This window comes from Acinetobacter sp. 789_lipA, assembly GCF_058242845.1.
Genome location: NZ_JBZAYS010000001.1, coordinates 943,335 through 961,040 on the forward strand (window position 1 = coordinate 943,335; position 17,706 = coordinate 961,040).

A 17,706-nucleotide genomic window follows, 5' to 3' on the forward strand; every position below is an offset into this window, starting at 1 on the left:
TAAAAGCCGTCATTTTTATGACGGCTTTTTCGTTTTGGTGTAAAGTGTTGGCAGTAAAAAAGTGATGATTTAGATCACCATTAAGAAGTGAGTAAAATATGAGTTATTTTGGTACCGATGGTATTCGCGGTAAGTTTGGCGTCCTCCCTATTACCCCTGAATTTGCCCTTAAGTTAGGCTTTGCCGCAGGGAAAGTTTTAAAACGCCACAGTAAAAAATCAAAACCATTGGTGGTACTCGGTAAAGACACACGTTTATCGGGTTATATTTTAGAGTCAGCATTACAAGCGGGTTTAAACGCAGCAGGGGTGTATGTACATTTACTAGGCCCATTGCCAACCCCAGCAATTGCACATTTGACCCGTGCTTTACATGCAAGTTTGGGCATTGTGATTTCGGCATCACATAATCCTTATTTTGATAATGGGATCAAGTTCTTTTCCAGTGAAGGTAAGAAACTACCAGATGCTATTCAAGAAGAAATTAATCAAGAACTTGAAAAAGAATTAGTGATTGAAGACACGGCAAACTTGGGTAAAAGTGTCCGCGTAAAAGATGCCAATGGGCGTTACATCGAGTTTTGTAAATCCACATTTCCATACCATTTAGACTTGAATGATTTAACCATTGTGGTGGATTGTGCAAATGGTGCTGCATATAACGTGGGTCCATCGGTCTTTCGTGAGCTCGGCGCCAAGGTCATTGCCATTCATAATGAGCCTAACGGTGTAAATATCAATGAGCAATGTGGTTCAACACACCCTGAAAGTTTGCAACAAGCTGTAGTTGAAAGTGGTGCAGATTTGGGTATCGCTTTTGATGGGGATGCAGACCGTGTTATTTTGGTGGATAAAGATGGCAAGCTAATTGATGGCGACCATATTTTATATATCTTGGCGACACAGAGCGCTAAAAAACCTGCTGGAATAGTGGGTACCTTAATGTCAAATATGGCTTTAGAGCTGGCTTTGGAAAAAGCCGGTGTAGTGTTATTACGTGCCAAAGTGGGAGATCGCTATGTATTACAAGGTCTAGAAGAAAAAGGTTGGGTCGTTGGTGGTGAGCCATCAGGACACATCTTAACCTTGGATAAAAGTACCACAGGTGATGCCATTATTGCCGCCCTTCAAGTGCTTACGGTGATGGTCGAGCAGAAGAAAGCGCTGCATGAATTGGTTGCTGACTTTAAGCTTCTACCGAATGTGCTGGTGAATGTACGTTTAGAGGCGATGTTTGACCCTTATGCGGTGCCTGCTTTGGTGGCTGAATTTGATAAAGCCGAGAAACAACTCAAAGGTCGTGGTCGTTTGTTGATTCGTAAATCAGGTACTGAACCTGTGATTCGTGTCATGGTGGAAGGAGATGATCTCGATGAAGTCAGCACTTTAGCCCATACATTGGCTGATGCTGTACGTGCGAATGCAGCTTAATAAGGAGTGAAAAATGAGTGATTTAATTAAAGATCTCAGTGAGCTTCGTTTAAGTTATCAAAAAGGCGAGCTGCATGAAGATCGAGTAGAAACCCATCCACATGCTCAGTTCTTACTTTGGTTTAATCATGCTTTAGAAGCACAACTGCACGAACCTTATGCTATGTCATTGGCGACAGCAAGTGTGCAGGGTCGGCCGCATGTACGAACGGTATTGCTGCGCGGTGCAACTGAAGCAGGTTATGATTTTTATACCAATTATGACAGTCAAAAAGGCAATGATCTGGCAGAAAACCCATATGCAGAGTTACTGTTTTATTGGCAAGAGCAGGAACGTCAGATTCGCATTGGCGGTAAAGTAGTCAAAATTTCTGAAGCAGAATCGACGGACTACTATCATAAGCGTCCACGAGATAGCCAAATTGCAGCACATATCAGTACACCACAAAGTGGTGTGATTGAAAGCCGTGAAGTCTTGCAACAACGTTTTGAGCAATTGCAAAGCCAAGTTGAAGGTAAATCAGAACTGAATAAACCTGTCTTTTGGGGTGGCTACCGCCTTGAGCCTGACTATTATGAGTTTTGGCAAGGGCGTCCGAACCGTTTACATGACCGTTTAAGTTATGAAAAACAGCAAGATGTCTGGATGCTGAAACGTTTGATGCCATAAATGTCAGCCATTCAAATTAAGCAAAGACCCTTTATGACCTGTCCTGAATTATTTCAGGACGTTCCTGCGTTTATTGCAGAAATTTTAGCCCGCCGTGGGGTGGCGTCAACGCAGGAGCTGGAGTTAAAGCTCAAGCATTTACTGGCCCCTAGCATGAAAGGCTTAAATGAAGCAATTCGGTTGATGGATGCTGCAATTGATCAGGAACACAAAATTGTCATTGTGGGTGATTATGATGCAGATGGTGCAACCAGCACCGCTTTAATGATTTTGGCTTTGCGAGAAATGGGGGCGCAGGTAGAGTATCTGGTTCCAGACCGCTTTAAATATGGTTATGGCTTAACGCCTGCGATTGCGGATTTAGCATTTACCAGCTTTACACCTGATTTATTGATTACGGTGGATAATGGTATTTCCAGTCATGACGGCGTGAAACAAGCGCAAGATCATGGCATGCAGGTGATTATTACCGATCACCATTTGACCACCAAACCGACTCCCAGTGCTGAAGCGGTAGTGAATCCGAACCAGTTGGGGTGTGATTTTCCAAGTAAAGCCTTAGCTGGGGTGGGTGTGGCCTTTTATGTCTTGGCCAATTTATCGACCTATCGTAAAAAACTAAATAAGTCTTCGGCACTCATGAGTCAGTATTTGGATTTGGTGGCCTTAGGCACTTATGCCGATGTTGCCAGTCTTGACTATAACAATCGCATCTTGGTCGATGTTGGCCTGAAGCGCATTCAACAGCATTTATGCCGCCCTGGTATCAGTGCTCTACTGGAGATTGCAGGTCGAGAGGCTGCAACTTTAAAAGCGCAAGATTTGGGGTTTGTACTGGGGCCACGTATTAATGCGGCAGGTCGTATGGAAACCATGGATATCGGGATTGAATGTCTATTGGCACAGGACTTTGCCTCTGCCTATCCATTGGCAGAACAACTGAATCAGTTGAATGTGGAACGTCGTCAGGTTGAAGCGACGATGAAACAAGAGGCCTTAATAGCCTTGGATCAAATTCAACTGGATGATACGGTCTTACCTACGGCTTTAATTATGTTCGAGCCGCATTGGCATCAAGGGGTGATTGGCATTGTTGCGGGACGCTTAAAAGAACAGTTTCATCGTCCGAGTATTGTATTTGCCGCAGATGAAGATGGGATACATATTAAAGGTTCAGCACGTTCGATTGAAGGAGTGCATATCCGCGATGCCATTGAGTGTGTTGCTGAGCAATATCCACATTTGGTCAGCCACTTTGGTGGGCATGCTGCGGCAGCGGGTTTAACCATTCAAAAAGTCCATTTTGAAGAGTTTAAGCAGGCCTTTGAAGTACTGATGGCAGCTCAGGATGAAGGTTTATTTACGGCGACTTTATGGACCGATGGTGAGTTAGCAGCAGAAAATATTCAGGTTGAAACGGTCGATCTTCTACAGCAGATTAGTCCATGGGGGCAAAAGTTTCCAGCACCTATTTTTGAAGGAAACTTTCAAATTTTAGATTTCCGCTGGTTGAAAGAAGTGCATTTAAAATTACGTATAGCTTTAGACAATGGACAGGTTGTAGATGCCATTGCTTTTAATGCTGCAGACAAATACCAGTTCAATGAGATGAACCATCAAATTCGTTTGGTCTATGAGCTGGATAAAAATGAATTTCGTGGCAATGTCAGCGTACAACTTCGCATTTTGCATTTAGAACAACATTAAAAAACCGCTCTATAGAGCGGTTTTTTAATACATTTTTGTTTCAATTAGAAGCGGAATGTACCATTGATACCGTATGAATCAGCATCTTCCGTTGTTGTGTAGTTCAAGCCAACAGCAATAGCAGGCGTAAAGAATTTTTGCGCGCGAACAGCCCAAACAGTGTCAAAGTCATCGAATGTTGTATCCATAAATGAAACACCAACACTTAAGGTTGGATCGATATATAAATCGGCACCTAAGCGGTAAGCAGTTTCATCACCAAAGTATGTTGCACCTTCAAAATTGGTAAAATGGTTACCAATTTGAGTCACATATTTAGCGCGTAAGGTTACAGCTGTATCGTCTGCTACTGCGGAGATATTTGAGAATGTATCAATGAAGCCATTTTTTGAAACATGCATTGGATCAAGATTTTCTTTGGCTACACCAGCCGCAATGAGTAGCCCATCGACAGGCAGGTAACCTGCTTCTAATGCATAACCCACATTATCATCTGATGCTTTACCAAATTCACTTTCAACCGTCACTTCAGAGCGGTTGAGGCTACCAGAAACATAAAATTGAGAGTTTGGGATGAAAAATTCACCATTTAAACCGACTGTGTCAATTTCTAAATCGGCGCCGTCTTCATCAATACTTGAGTTCGCATAACCAAGACCAATGTTGCTTGCTTTGCTTAAAAAAGCAGCCTCTGCAAGTGGCGAATTTTTAGTGTTCACTCCATTTAAGTAGTACTTGCCACTGATGCCAAAAGTATCAAGGTCTTCACTGTCACCATCAAAGCTTGTATTTTCGTAGTTTGCATTGATTTCCGCTTGGTAAGCATGTGCAGTCCCGAAGCTCGCAATAAGTGCGGTAGTAAGTGCAAGTTGTTTAAGCATTTTAGAGGTTCTCTCTTTGTTATAAAAATATGATTGTTCTATGACAGTTGTAACGAAGTGTACGAAAAAGTAGCAGGGAGTCAATCTTTATTTATAACAATGCTTTATCAGAGTGCAAAAAGCCCATTCGAAAATGGGCTTTGAGTATTCAAGGTTTTTAATTGGTTTTAGAAACGATATTTCGCAGCTAAACCGAATTTGTTGTAGTCGTTGTTGCCATCTTCACCAAAACCAACACGGCCTTCAAGGCTGACTTGCGGGGTAAAGAATTTACGTGCATTGATACCAAATTCGTTAGTATCACCATAGTCACGGTCTTTGCTGTAGTAATCTACACCTAGGCTTAAGGTTTTATCGATGAAGTAATCTGCTGCAAGATTATATTCGTCTAAATCACCAAAACCTGCGCCTGCTTCTAAGTTAATGTCTTTACCATTGCTTAAAGAAGTGACATATTTAGCGCGAAGAGTAGGATCTACGCCATCGTCATAATCGTTGTCATAGCCTTTTAGACCCGCAGCAATTAATAAACCTGGTGCTGGTAAATAACCCACTTCAGCGCCATAAACGGTCTCATCAAAATCGCCACCGCGGTCAAATTTCCTATCATCGCGACCAACATTACCACTCACATAGAAATCTGAGTTAGGGACAAAGACTTCAGCACCGACGCCATAACGATGACGTTCATTATCACCTACTTCGTCGTATTGGTATTTTGCGTTAACGTTACTTGCACGGTCTAAGAATGCTGCTTCTGCAAGTGGCGCATTACGTGTTTGAACTGGGTTGAAATAGTATGTGCCATCTACGCCAAAAGAGCCGCTTGAACTACCGTTGTCTGGATCAATTAGGCCAGCTGAAGCACCCACCTCTGCTTGGTATGCATGTGCAGTACCTGTGATCGCTAGAGCTGAAAGTAATGCTGAAGCAATTGCTAATTTTTTCATGGTATGTACCCCTCGTAAGTGGAACTGTATTTCATTAACTTTTTGTTACAACTTCAGTCTAGGGCAAAATAAAAAAGCGTCAACCAAAGGAAAGTTAATGCTCTGTATCTAAGGTTACATCGTGTAATTTTTTAAATTTAAATGATTGATAATAAATTATAAATTTATAATGTTTTGTTTTATTAAAATTGTGTAGATTCTGTGGAGTTCATAATTTTTGACGCCATTTTAACCAATTTTAACTCAAAATGTTTAGTCCGTTTGTCTGTTGAGAACACTTCTCAGGTGTGTATTTTGTGGGATGGTTCGCATTTATATGCAGCTTGATTGCGGTTGAAGAGAATGCTTTTTTGGAAACTAAACGGTTTTAAGGACTAGAAAGAAGGCGTAATTTTGTCGAATTTGAGATGAATAATCCCCACCGTCGACTGTGATATAATCAGCGGCTATTTTTCGCTTTATATTGATTGAGAGTAATTCACGTGGAAATTAATCCGTATCTAAACCAATTAAAAGACTTAAACGACCGTGGTCTCACATTACGGGGGTATCTTTGACTACGATCTGAAAAAAGAGCGTTTAGAAGAGGTTCTCCGTGAATTAGAAGACCCCGCGATTTGGAATGATCAAAGCCGTGCACAAGCCATGGCCAAAGAAAAAGGCGAACTTGAAAACGTCTTAAATGTGTTAGATGGTTTGGCAACGCAGCTTGAAGATGCGCAAGCGATGCTTGATTTGGCAGTCGAGGCAGATGATGAAAGTCTGTTGGCTGATGTCCAAGCTGAATTGACTTCTGCAGAAGAAGAGTTAGCGAAGCTTGAATTCCGCCGTATGTTCAGCAACCCAATGGACCCAAATCCATGTTATGTGGAAATTCAAGCTGGTTCAGGTGGGACAGAAGCACAAGACTGGGCTTCAATGCTACTGCGTATGTATATGCGTTGGATTGAACGTCATGGTTTTAAAGCTGAATTGATGGAAGAGTCAGACGGCGATGTGGCTGGGATTAAGTCTGCAACGATTCGTGTTGAAGGTGAATATGCCTATGGTTGGTTACGTACCGAATCGGGTGTGCATCGTTTAGTGCGTAAATCGCCATTTGACTCGGGTAACCGCCGTCATACCTCATTCTCTGCTGTGTTTGTCTCGCCTGAAGTCGATGACAACATTGAAATTGATATCAACCCATCTGACGTGCGTACCGATACCTATCGTGCTTCGGGTGCAGGTGGTCAGCACATTAACAAAACAGACTCTGCTGTACGTTTAACCCACGCGCCAACAGGCATTGTGGTGGCATGTCAGAACCAACGTTCACAACATGCCAACCGTGACCATGCTTGGAAACAGTTACGTGCGAAGTTGTATGAGTTGGAAATGAGCAAGCGTAACGAAGCGGCTCAAGCACTTGAAGACTCGAAGTCGGATATTGGTTGGGGCAGTCAGATTCGTTCTTATGTATTGGATGACTCGCGTATTAAAGACTTACGTACGGGTGTTGAAAACTCCAACACAGGTGCAGTACTAGATGGTGACCTTGATAAGTTTATTGAAGCAAGCTTAAAACAAGGTTTGTAATTTAAATGATGAATGAAAGCAAAGGGTTATCAGTTATTTTACAATATATCTAAAAAAAACGATATTAAAATCGAAAAAATGCGATATATTAAGTAAAACAAGCTGACAACGCTTTGTTGCCCATTAAACGTGTCTTGAGTATGGATATAGATTTAATTTTTAAAGCCTTGGCTAATCCAACGCGTCGCCAAATTTTGGAATGGTTAAAAAAACCGGAACAATTTTTATCGAGTGACGAATGTGGTGACTTTAGACGCGGCGTATGTGCAGGTCATATCGAACGGTTGGGAAATGTATCGCAATCGACGATGTCGAACCATTTGTCCGTTTTACAGCAGGCCGGTTTAATTCAAGTGGAAAAATATGGACAATGGTCTTATTTTTCTCGCAATGAAGCGTTGATTCAGCAATTTATCGAACACCTACAACAACACCTTTAACAGGTGGGAGTAACGATGGCTGAATTAAATTCTCCTTTAACGCTCGGTGCGTTAGAGCTTAAAAACCGTGTCATCATGGCGCCGCTGACCCGTAACCGCGCAACTGCTGATCGCGTTCCAACCCCAATGATGGTTGAGTACTATGCGCAACGTGCAAGTGCTGGCCTGATCATTTCTGAAGCTACAGTGATTTCTGAAGAAGCCAATGGCTATTTGAATACTCCAGGATTGTTTACCGATGCTCAGGTCGAAGGCTGGAAAAAGGTCACTCAAGCGGTTCATGAGAAGGGCGGTCTGATTATTGCCCAGCTTTGGCATGTTGGTCGTGTATCGCATCCGGATCTGTTAAATGGTGAAACACCAGTCTCTGCAAGTGCAGTACAACAGGCGGGTCATGTCAGCTTACTACGTCCAAAACGTCCTTATGTATTGCCACGTCCTTTGGAGGTTTCTGAAATTCACGCGATTACCGAGCAATATAAGCAAGCCGCGATTCGTGCTAAAGAAGCCGGTTTTGATGGTGTGGAATTACATGCTGCCAATGGTTATCTGATTGACCAGTTCTTGCAAAGCAAAACCAATCAGCGTGAAGATGAATACGGCGGTTCAGTGGAAAATCGTACACGGTTCCTGCTAGAAGCAACTGATGCACTGATTGAAGTATGGGGCGCAGATCGTGTAGGGGTGCATTTTGCGCCGCGTTGTGATGACCATGACATGGGCGATGATAATCCACGTGAAACATTTGGCTATGCCATGGAGCAGCTGGGCAAACGCAAGATTGCCTTCTTCTTTACCCGTGAATATCTGGCTGAAGACAGTATTTCTGAATATATGAAAGAGCGTTCTGGTGGAGTGCCTTATATTGCCAATATGCAACTGAGTCGTGAAGATGCGATTCAGCTGTTGGCATCAGGCAAGGCTGATGCGGTGTCTTTTGGTAAGGCGTATATTGCCAATCCAGACTTGTATGAGCGTTTACTGCAAGATGCACCACTGAATGAACTGAAACTGGAAAATATGATTGGAACGGATGTCGCTGAAGGCTATGTGGACTATCCGACTTTAGCTGAAATGGAAACTGCTGCGGTTTAAATTGCTTTTCCGTTCAATTCGCGACAAGATAACAGCGCAATTCATGGGATAATATGAGTTGCGCTGTTTTATTTTTGCATTGATTTTTGGAGCACGTATTTGGCTACTCCTTTTTGGTATAACGCAGCACTTGCGCTGATCAAACCGCTGTATAAGTCTAAAATAAAAAAACGTGCAGAGACTACAGAACAATTTCAACAAGAATGTCTCGAACGTTTCGGGCCATTTCAACCGGTTAAAAACCGCCAAGCGATTTGGTTTCATGTGGTGTCGGTGGGTGAAACCAATGCAGCGCAGCCTCTCATCGAGCATTATTTAAAAGCCGGTCATCCAGTCTTGGTGACCAATACCACCAAAACTGGACAGGCACGGGCCAAATCCCTATTCTTAAAAGCACCTTATTTAGACCTGTTCCAAGCTGTATATTTACCTGCGGATCAAAAACCTTTAGTTCGTCAGTTTTTCGCATTGTATCAGCCCAAACTTTTGGCTTTGGTTGAAACTGAACTCTGGCCGAATTTAATTGCTCAAGCGGGGCAGAGTCAGGTGCCATGTATCTTGATTAATGCCCGTCTTTCTGAAAAATCAGCCAAAGGCTATGCCAAAGTATCTAGCCTTACGCAGCCGATGTTACACGGACTAGATCAGCTTTTGGTACAAGATCAGGCAACTGCAGAGCGCTTTATTCAGCTCGGTGCAGCACCATCGCTAACACAGGTGGTGGGGAGTATTAAGTTTGATATTCATGCGCCAGAATCGTTTGTCAAACAGGCAGCTCAGCTCAAGCAAGAATGGTCACTCGCTGGGCGTAAGATCATCACTATTGCCAGTACTCATGCACCCGAAGAACAAAAATTGTTAAATGCACTTAAGCCATATTTGGATGCGCAGTTTGAACTGTTGTGTATTGTTGTGCCGCGTCATCCAGAACGTTTTGATGAGGTCTTTAACATTACGCAAAGTTTAAATTTAAACACCACTCGCAGAAGTACGGGACAAAGAGTAGAGGCGGACACCCAAGTCTATTTAGCCGATTCGATGGGGGAGATGTGGTTATGGTATGCCTTATCTGATGCCTGTTTTGTTGGAGGATCATTGAATGAACCCGGTGGCGGGCATAATATTTTAGAGCCAATTGCTTTAAATGTGCCGACGGTTTTGGGCAAAAACTATTTTAATTTCCAAACCATTGTCGATGAATTTGTACAAGCCGATGCGGTGAAAGTTGTTGAGGATGCTGAACAAGCTGCTGCGGTGTTGATGATACTGTTAGAGCATACTGAGCAGGCGAATAAACTGAATCAAGCGGCACAAAAGATTATGCAGTTAAATACGGGCTCTTTGAAAAAGCATATTCAAGTGATTGATGCTTATTTATAAAACTTGAGTGAGTTTGTCATTACTACAAATACTGTAGATTTTATGGATGGCTTTGCGTAGGTGGCTCCTACTTTTCAAAGATGAAAAGTAACAAAAATCTTTTGCTGTGCTGAAGGTACATCCTGTACCTCAGCACAGCGGGCGACATCCTTGTCGCCTTTCACGATGACATGTGCTGATGAGGCCTCTACTGTTTGGATTTTTTCTATTTATTATGAATATTGTTCTCTTAGACCCGCGACAAACTGAATCTGAACTCTGGTCCATTAGCGCCAAGCGTCAGCTTGAACATTTGCATCATCATTTAGAGCTGAAAGCCGGTGATACGTTAAAAGTCGGGATACAAAACGGAAAGCGTCATCTTACGCAAGTGGTTGAGGTTTCTGAAACAGCTGTACGTATAAAACCCTTATATGAAGAACCTGTACCAGCCAAACTACCAGTGACTTTAATTGTCGCGATGCCACGTCCTAAAGTTCTGCGTCGTTTGATTATGGATGCGGTGACTTTAGGGGTTGAAAAAATCATTTTGCTGCACAGCTATCGGGTCGATAAAAGTTATTGGCAAACCCCGTTCTTACAACAGTTGGATCAATATGTGACTTTGGGGCTAGAGCAGGCAGGCGATACGGTTGCACCCAAAATTGAAATTTATAAACGCTTTAAGCCTTTTGTTGAAGATCAATTGCCAAGCCTGATTTCAGCCGATTGTCCTGCCTATGTGGCACATCCCTATAGCGATGCCAAAATGCCTTTTGCGATTCAGCATCCGTGTACGGTTGTGATCGGACCGGAAGGAGGATTTATCCCTTACGAAGTTGAATTACTTGTAAAAAATGGCTGCCAAGCGATGAGCTTAGGCAACCGTATTATTCGGACTGAAACCGTGATCCCTTATGTTTTAGGACGCCTATTTAGCAGCTGAAGTTTCTGTCGGGTAACTGTCATTTTTTGCAACGCGAACTTCTTGGACTGGGTAAGGAATAGAAATCCCTTGCTCGGCAAAGGCCTGAACCACATATTCTTGTACTGAACTGATCGAGCCAGATACCGTAGTTTCTGTGGTGTTGACCCACCATTGGACTTTGAGGTTCACCGAAAAATCTGCAAGTGCAGCGACGTTCACACTAAAACCCGGCTGACTTAAAATAGTCGTATCTCGGTCTAAAATACCTAAAATAATATCTTTGGCTTTTTTGATGTCATCTTCATAACCAATACCGACCAAGAATTCACAGCGACGACGTGGATAGGCGGTGTTAACGGTGACTGCACTGGTATACACAGTTGCATTTGGAATCACGATACGACGACCATCTGGCGCACGTAAGTAAGTGGCACGAATTTGAATATCTTCAACGTTGCCTTCCATACCCGAGACAATAATGTCATCGCCAATCTTAAACGGTTCACCCAGTAAAATTAGGATTCCTGAAAGTAGGTTTTGGAAGATATCTTTAAATGCAAAACCAATGGCAACCGAGCCAATCCCCAAAGCACTCATCAGCTGACCAGGGGTGAAACCCGGAATCGCAATCACCATGGCAATCAGGAAGCCAATAAAGACGATGGCTGAACTGCCGACACGGTTTAGGACAAGGACAAGGTTTTGCTTGGTATAAGAACGATCAGACAGTGCTTTACGAACAAAAAGTTTAAACAGTTTGGAGAGCAAATAAAAAATGACGAAGGTAATCAGCGCAATACAAAAATAAGGCATACGCTCCCAAAAACTATCGACAAATTTGTCGATGGTGGAATAGGCGTCATTATATTTTGCCGTATGTGCAATTACACTTTGCGTGGTTTTCGCTGTCGCGTCATGTAGCATCTCTGACGTACCTTGAGCAACTTCGCTCAAGGTATTGGTTTGTTCTGACACTGGTGCTCCAATCGCTGAAAATTTGGCATATTTTGCCTGAAAATTGTGTGTATTTAATAGAGAAAAGCGTATGAAATTATCGCATTCTGGGTGATTGATAGACGGATAAAAATCTATCTCTCTGTTTTTTTAATGCTTGAGTTTTGGAATGAAGGCGCTGAGTCATGCTCCTATGTATGAAATAGCGCAGCCTGAAGTGTAACAATATGCTTTAAAAAGCCTAACTGGAGCGACTTTACTGAGTTCAGCTTTGTTCATGTTACGGATTAAACACAGGATCTCATTGAAAGATCACTATAAAATGTGTTTTAAATTGTAGAAATAATATACGACCAAAGCCGTGTTGATCTGTTTAAAAAACAATCGTCATACTGTGGTTATGCAGTCCAATAATAAACCAATAACTGTGGCATGAACTCTCGCGATGAGAGTCAGAATATAAGGAAGTATGATATGAAAGAAGTCTATCCTGTACCTGCTGAATTTGAAAAAACTGCGCGCACCAATGAACAAGAATATTTTGAACGTTATCAAAAATCGATCGAACAACCTGACGAGTATTGGGCTGAACAAGCGTTGAAACTCGATTGGATCAAGCCTTTTAGCCAAGTTAAAAATACCAGTTATGACAAAGATAATTTTAAAATTGAATGGTTTGCCGATGGTCAGTTAAACCTAAGTGCCAACTGCCTCGATCGCCATTTAAAAGAGCATCCATATAAACCCGCCATTATTTGGGAAGGTGACCATCCCTCACGCCATAAAATCATTTCCTTTGCAGAACTGTATGACGAAGTGTGTCGTTTTGCCAATGTCCTGAAAAAGCATGGGGTGGGGAAAGGCGATCGTGTGGTGCTGTATATGCCAATGATTTCAGAAGCAGCCATTTCAATGTTGGCCTGTGCTCGAATCGGTGCCGTGCATTGTGTGGTGTTTGGTGGCTTTTCACCTGACTCATTGGCGAGCCGAATTGATGACAGTCAAGCCAAAATTGTGATTACCGCAGACTCTGGAATGCGTGGGGGGAAACCGATTCCGCTAAAAGAAAATGTAGACGCCGCATTGAATCTACCCGGGACAGACTCGGTACAAAACGTGATTGTGGTGCACCGGACAGGCAATCCGATTACGCTGAAAGAAGGGCGTGATTTGTGGTATCACATGGAAATCATGACGGTCAATGAGATTTGCCCAGCTGAACCGATGAATGCCGAAGATCCCCTATTTATTTTATATACCTCAGGTTCAACCGGTAAGCCCAAAGGGGTGCTGCATACCACAGGGGGCTATTTAACTTATGTGAATAGTACCTTCCGTGAAGTATTCGACTTAAAACAAGATGATGTGTTTTGGTGTACCGCCGATGTGGGCTGGATTACGGGACATTCTTATGTGCTGTATGGCCCCTTGTCGAATGGAACGACAACGGTGATGTTTGAGGGGATTCCACAGTATCCAAGTTGGGCACGTACAGGGCACATTGTCGACAAACACAATGTGACGATTTTATACACTGCCCCGACAGCGATCCGCGCCATGATGCGTGAAGGGGATGCCTTTGTCCGTGAGAGTGACCGTAGCAGTTTACGTTTAATTGGTTCCGTCGGAGAGCCGATCAATCCTGAAGCATGGAATTGGTACTACACAGTGGTGGGGGAAAGCCGTTGCCCAGTGGTGGATACTTGGTGGCAAACCGAAACAGGCGGGATTTTGATTTCTCCACTTCCGGGGGCGACACCACTTAAACCAGGGTCTGCAACGCGTCCTTTATTTGGGATTCAACCTGCTTTGGTCGATGCAGAAGGCAACGAGTTAGAAGGAGAGGCTGAAGGGAATCTGGTGATTAAGGATTCATGGCCGGGGCAAATGCGAACCATTTGGGGGGATCCTGAGCGGTTTATCGAAGCGTACTTTGCAACCTATCCGGGAACGTATTTCACGGGCGATGGTGCACGCCGTGATAAAGATGGTTATTACTGGATCACAGGACGGGTGGATGATGTACTGAATGTGTCAGGGCACCGCTTAGGCACGGCTGAAGTGGAAAGTGCTTTAGTGGCACATGAGGCGGTGGCTGAGGCTGCCGTAGTAGGAATGCCACATGAAATCAAAGGGCAGGGAATTTGTTCCTTTGTCACTTTACAAGCGGGCACTGCACAAACGGAAGAACTCCGTGCCGAACTGATTCAGTGGGTAAGAAAGGTACTCGGTCCTGTGGCGACACCAGATGCCTTACATTGGGCACCATCTTTACCGAAAACACGTTCAGGTAAAATTATGCGCCGTATTTTAAGAAAAATTGCGGCGAACGAGTTAGATAGTTTGGGCGATACATCGACGCTGGCTGAACCGCAAGTGGTCGAAGTGTTGATTAAAGAAGTATATCCAAACGGATAAAATCAACCTAAAAAATACCGTCTTAAGCAGACGGTATTTTTATTTTGACATATTGATGGACTATATCAGGTTGCTGTATACAAATTTGTAAGTACGAGACGTTTAGAAATTAAATAGTTCTAACGCTGATGGATGCTTTCTAAGGTATCCACCATGGTCCGTGTCATCTGATCAATTTCATAATTGACGGCATCGCCGACTTGTACCGATCCCCACGTGGTTAGACGCAAGGTTTCAGGAATCAAATCAACTGAAATTTCATGGCTGTTACGATCAACACGGTTGACGGTGAGGCTACAACCATTCAGACCAATAAAACCTTTTAAGAAAAAGTATTTGATATTACCCTCGGGTATGTGGAGATCCACATGTAGAGTCTCGCCGTGACGGCTCAGCTGCTTTACTGTAGCCGTTCCTTCGATATGTCCATACAGGTTATGCCCCCCATTTTCCATCCCGACTTTGGCTGAACGTTCGATATTCACCTCATCACCTGTCTGTAAAGTCCCTAAAGTGGTCAGGCGTCGAGTCAAATCTGAGACATCAAAATGGACTTGGTTGGCAGCAAGGTCGATGTGCGTTGCAGTTAAGCAGGTGCCATTGATGGCTACACTTGCACCGATGAAGACATCGTGGAAAAAGTTGTGTGTATTTGAAACCACAAGGGTGCTAAAACCGTCACCTTGACGGACATCTAGAATTTTTTCTAAGCCTTGTACGATACCTGTGTACATCAGAAGTCTTCCTAATTCGGGGGTTATGTTTAATGTAAATGATCTACAACTTGATGTGGCATTATTTTGAGCTGAGGTGTGCTAAAGCTGTATCTTTAATGGGATTGCGACGCCAATAATAGGGCCGCAAAAATCGGAGCAACAGACGCAAGGGCGTCATCCATACGATTCGAGTATGGCGACGTTTATTCTCTAAAATACGTTGAGCCAAATAGCGACAGACCACTTCGGGAGGATCGATAATAAACAAAAAAAGCCGTTTCATTTTGTTCCAGTGCTGAACATTGCCATTTTGCCAAGAGGATACCAGTAGGTCAGTTGCTACCATTCCGGGACTGAGTGTACCGACTTGAATGTGGGTCTGTTTGGTTTCTTTAAACAGTGCTTGACTAAAGTACCCTACGGCACGTTTGGTGGTGGCATAGGCGGTCATGCCTGCACTCCATTCACCTCGAGTACCCCAACCTTCCATATTGAAAATTTGACCATAGCCTTGTGCTAGCATGCCGTTTAAGGCCACTTGTGAGCCGAACATACTGCCTAGAATATTGGTTTGCACCACAGTCTGTATGTCTGCTGCTGCGAGATCTTTAAAGTCTAGTGTCGCTGTACAACTGCCTGCATTATTAATCCAAATCTGAACAGCACCAAATTGTTGAATGGCTTCATCCCAAAGCATTTGTACTTCATGGATCTGCGTGACATCACAAGTGACGGCATGAATCAGCGCAGTGGGAAAGTGATGTCGCAACTGTTGCAGGGTGCGCTGTAAATCTGTGCTATTTCGGCCAGAAATCACGACGGCTTGTTGTTGTTCTAAGAAGGCTTGAGCTAAACCCAAGCCGATACCTTTAGAACTGCCTGTAATGACAATGCAACCTGATTTTGAATTCATATGGATCCTTTACTTTGTGAACTAAAGGAAGTCGCTTTTTGACTGTGAAGCATACAATAACAAATGGATAGACTGATCATTGCAAGGTTCATAACCACAGGATTAAAAGCACGAATGAGACTATCTGGGATCAGAAAAGCGACCAGTGCGAATAAAAACACTAAGCTGAAAATACTGAGGTAATGCAGATATTTACTGGAATTAAAAAGTAAAAATAAAGCAAAAACACACTCAAGCACACCTGAGCCCTGACCTGCCAGTTGGGCCTGTGCGTAGGAAAGCCCAAAAGTTTGCCAAATGGCAATCTCATCGGGATTGATAAAAAGGATTTTAGGAATTAGACCTTGATAGCCCCATAAAAAGGCCAAAGAGAGATTAATGAATTTAGAGGGTTGGCTGTTGTTCATATAAAGTGGTTATTTTTTACTTTGTGTGGATTATACACCAATAAAAAAACCCTCAAGCCGAGCCTTGAGGGAAGAATAGAGTCACCTATGATTATTATTTTTTAGTTCGTGTCTGCTGCTTACCGAGCTAAGCAGATTTGGCAGTCTCAACGGATTGCTGCTGAGCTTCCAACTCACGAACCAATGGCAACACTTTGGCACCGAAGTATTCAACCTCTTCGATAAAATGTAAAAAACCTGAAAGGATTAAATCCACACCAACGGCTTTTAATTCCACAATACGTTCCGCAATTTGGCGTGGTGTACCAATCAAATTGGTTTTAAAGCCATCATTGTATTGAACCAAGTCTTCAAAGGTCGATTTGGACCAGTTGCCTTCACCTTCAAGTGTTGCTGCTCCCGCTTCACAGGTAGCCTCACCAAAGGCATGAACCGCTTGAATATTGGCTTTATCAATAATTTCTTGCAGAACCGTTTTCGCTTCTTCCTCTGTATCTCGGGCAATGATGAAAGCATTGACCCCAATTTTGACCTGATGGCCATTCTGTTGGGCTTTTGCATGAATATCATCAATCTGTTTTTTGAGTTCCGCAGGGGTATTACCATTGGTAAAATACCAGTCTGAAACCCGTGCAGCCATATCCCGTGCAGCGCGTGAACTGCCGCCTTGGAAAATTTCAATATGCGGCTTTTGCACAGGTTTGGGTGACAAGGTGTAGTCTTTGAACTGGTAGTACTTTCCATTGAAACTATAGTTGTCTTGGGTCCAAACGCCTTTTAATGCACGAATAAACTCTTCCGAGCGGGCATAGCGTTGGTCATGTTCAGGCCATACTTCACCAATAGCATCAAATTCGCCACGGAACCAACCACTGACCACATTAATCGCAATACGTCCTTGGGTTAAGTGGTCGATGGTTGCAAGCTGTTTTGCGGCAAGCACGGGTTTCCACGGGCCAGGTAAAATAGCGGCAATGACTTTGAGTTTGCTGGTTTTAGCTAAGATACCGTGACTAAAACTGACCGATTCATGTTGGTTTTCTGCGTTATAACCCGCAGTAAAACGAATCTGAGTCAGAGCATAATCAAAGCCATTTTTTTCCGCAGCCTGCGCTAAACGGACGTTATAGTCGTAACTCCAGTCTGTGCGCTGCTCAATATTACTCACCACTAAGCCACCGCTGACATTGGGAACCCAATAAGCAAACGTAATATTTTTATTCTGTTGTGACATGTGAAAACCCTCTCAATGCTTTTTGC

At 43.3% G+C, this 17,706-nt stretch carries 16 protein-coding genes; 9 read left to right on the top strand and 7 right to left on the bottom strand.

The genetic code is table 11. From position 1 onward, the window contains the following. Window positions 1-98: 98 nt before the first annotated feature. The 3 genes from glmM to recJ are packed head-to-tail and all read left to right on the top strand — an operon-like array spanning window position 99 to window position 3,807. A complete protein-coding gene (glmM, locus tag AC4CUZ_RS04445) occupies window positions 99-1,430 on the top strand; it encodes a phosphoglucosamine mutase (RefSeq protein ID WP_490747313.1) in 1,332 nt (443 codons plus the stop codon). A gap of 13 nt (window positions 1,431-1,443) precedes the next feature. Next, window positions 1,444-2,100 (top strand): pyridoxamine 5'-phosphate oxidase, encoded by a 657-nt coding sequence (pdxH, locus tag AC4CUZ_RS04450; RefSeq protein WP_490747314.1) that lies wholly within the window; start codon window positions 1,444-1,446, stop codon window positions 2,098-2,100. Next, window positions 2,101-3,807 carry a single-stranded-DNA-specific exonuclease RecJ gene (recJ, locus tag AC4CUZ_RS04455; RefSeq protein WP_490747315.1) on the top strand — a complete coding sequence of 569 codons (1,707 nt, stop codon included), beginning with the start codon at window positions 2,101-2,103 and terminating at the stop codon, window positions 3,805-3,807. A gap of 44 nt (window positions 3,808-3,851) precedes the next feature. Here the strand turns inward: recJ and AC4CUZ_RS04460 are convergent, their stop codons facing one another. Then, window positions 3,852-4,688, bottom strand: a complete 837-nt coding sequence (locus tag AC4CUZ_RS04460; protein ID WP_490747316.1) for a putative porin — start codon at window positions 4,686-4,688, stop codon at window positions 3,852-3,854. 167 nt (window positions 4,689-4,855) lie between these two features. Then, complete coding sequence (locus AC4CUZ_RS04465) at window positions 4,856-5,638, bottom strand: putative porin (RefSeq protein ID WP_130235401.1); 783 nt, start codon at window positions 5,636-5,638, stop codon at window positions 4,856-4,858. 482 nt (window positions 5,639-6,120) lie between these two features. Between AC4CUZ_RS04465 and prfB the strand changes: the two genes are divergently transcribed. The 5 genes from prfB to AC4CUZ_RS04490 all read left to right on the top strand — a co-directional run bounded on the left by prfB (window position 6,121) and on the right by AC4CUZ_RS04490 (window position 11,056). After that, window positions 6,121-7,216 (top strand): peptide chain release factor 2 gene (gene prfB, locus AC4CUZ_RS04470; protein ID WP_100222790.1). Its coding sequence is split into 2 segments (ribosomal slippage): window positions 6,121-6,192 and window positions 6,194-7,216, totalling 1,095 coding nucleotides; the frame shifts between segments, so codons are not numbered across the junction. A 140-nt stretch (window positions 7,217-7,356) separates the two neighbouring features. Next, complete coding sequence (locus AC4CUZ_RS04475; RefSeq protein ID WP_004978252.1) at window positions 7,357-7,656, top strand: ArsR/SmtB family transcription factor; 300 nt, start codon at window positions 7,357-7,359, stop codon at window positions 7,654-7,656. A gap of 15 nt (window positions 7,657-7,671) precedes the next feature. Next, window positions 7,672-8,751, top strand: coding sequence for an alkene reductase (locus AC4CUZ_RS04480; RefSeq protein WP_419275413.1), 1,080 nt, complete (start codon window positions 7,672-7,674; stop codon window positions 8,749-8,751). Window positions 8,752-8,850: 99 nt separating this feature from the next. After that, a complete protein-coding gene (locus AC4CUZ_RS04485) occupies window positions 8,851-10,131 on the top strand; it encodes a 3-deoxy-D-manno-octulosonic acid transferase (RefSeq protein WP_490747317.1) in 1,281 nt (426 codons plus the stop codon). A 214-nt stretch (window positions 10,132-10,345) separates the two neighbouring features. After that, entirely contained in the window at window positions 10,346-11,056 is a 711-nt protein-coding gene (locus AC4CUZ_RS04490; protein WP_490747318.1) for a 16S rRNA (uracil(1498)-N(3))-methyltransferase, read from the top strand. Here AC4CUZ_RS04490 and AC4CUZ_RS04495 read toward each other — a convergent pair. Further along, window positions 11,042-12,013: a mechanosensitive ion channel family protein gene (locus tag AC4CUZ_RS04495; RefSeq protein ID WP_279681564.1), complete on the bottom strand. Its 972-nt coding sequence runs from the start codon at window positions 12,011-12,013 to the stop codon at window positions 11,042-11,044. The two genes, AC4CUZ_RS04490 and AC4CUZ_RS04495, sit on opposite strands and share 15 nt — an antisense overlap. Window positions 12,014-12,466: 453 nt before the next feature. On the opposite strand from AC4CUZ_RS04495, the gene acs reads away from it, so the two are divergent. Then, window positions 12,467-14,410, top strand: coding sequence for an acetate--CoA ligase (gene acs, locus AC4CUZ_RS04500; RefSeq protein ID WP_490747319.1), 1,944 nt, complete (start codon window positions 12,467-12,469; stop codon window positions 14,408-14,410). 119 nt (window positions 14,411-14,529) lie between these two features. On the opposite strand, the gene AC4CUZ_RS04505 is transcribed toward acs, so the two are convergent. From AC4CUZ_RS04505 to sfnG, 4 genes are all read right to left on the bottom strand, one after another. Further along, entirely contained in the window at window positions 14,530-15,144 is a 615-nt protein-coding gene (locus AC4CUZ_RS04505) for a riboflavin synthase subunit alpha (RefSeq protein WP_490747320.1), read from the bottom strand. 61 nt (window positions 15,145-15,205) lie between these two features. Further along, window positions 15,206-16,039: an SDR family NAD(P)-dependent oxidoreductase gene (locus AC4CUZ_RS04510; protein WP_490747321.1), complete on the bottom strand. Its 834-nt coding sequence runs from the start codon at window positions 16,037-16,039 to the stop codon at window positions 15,206-15,208. Beyond that, on the bottom strand, window positions 16,036-16,446 hold the full coding sequence (locus AC4CUZ_RS04515; RefSeq protein ID WP_348927149.1) for a DoxX-like family protein: 411 nt from the start codon (window positions 16,444-16,446) through the stop codon (window positions 16,036-16,038). The genes AC4CUZ_RS04510 and AC4CUZ_RS04515 overlap by 4 nt, the downstream gene beginning before the upstream one ends. Window positions 16,447-16,573: 127 nt before the next feature. Further along, a complete protein-coding gene (sfnG, locus tag AC4CUZ_RS04520) occupies window positions 16,574-17,680 on the bottom strand; it encodes a dimethylsulfone monooxygenase SfnG (RefSeq protein WP_490747322.1) in 1,107 nt (368 codons plus the stop codon). Between the last annotated feature and the right edge of the window lie 26 nt (window positions 17,681-17,706).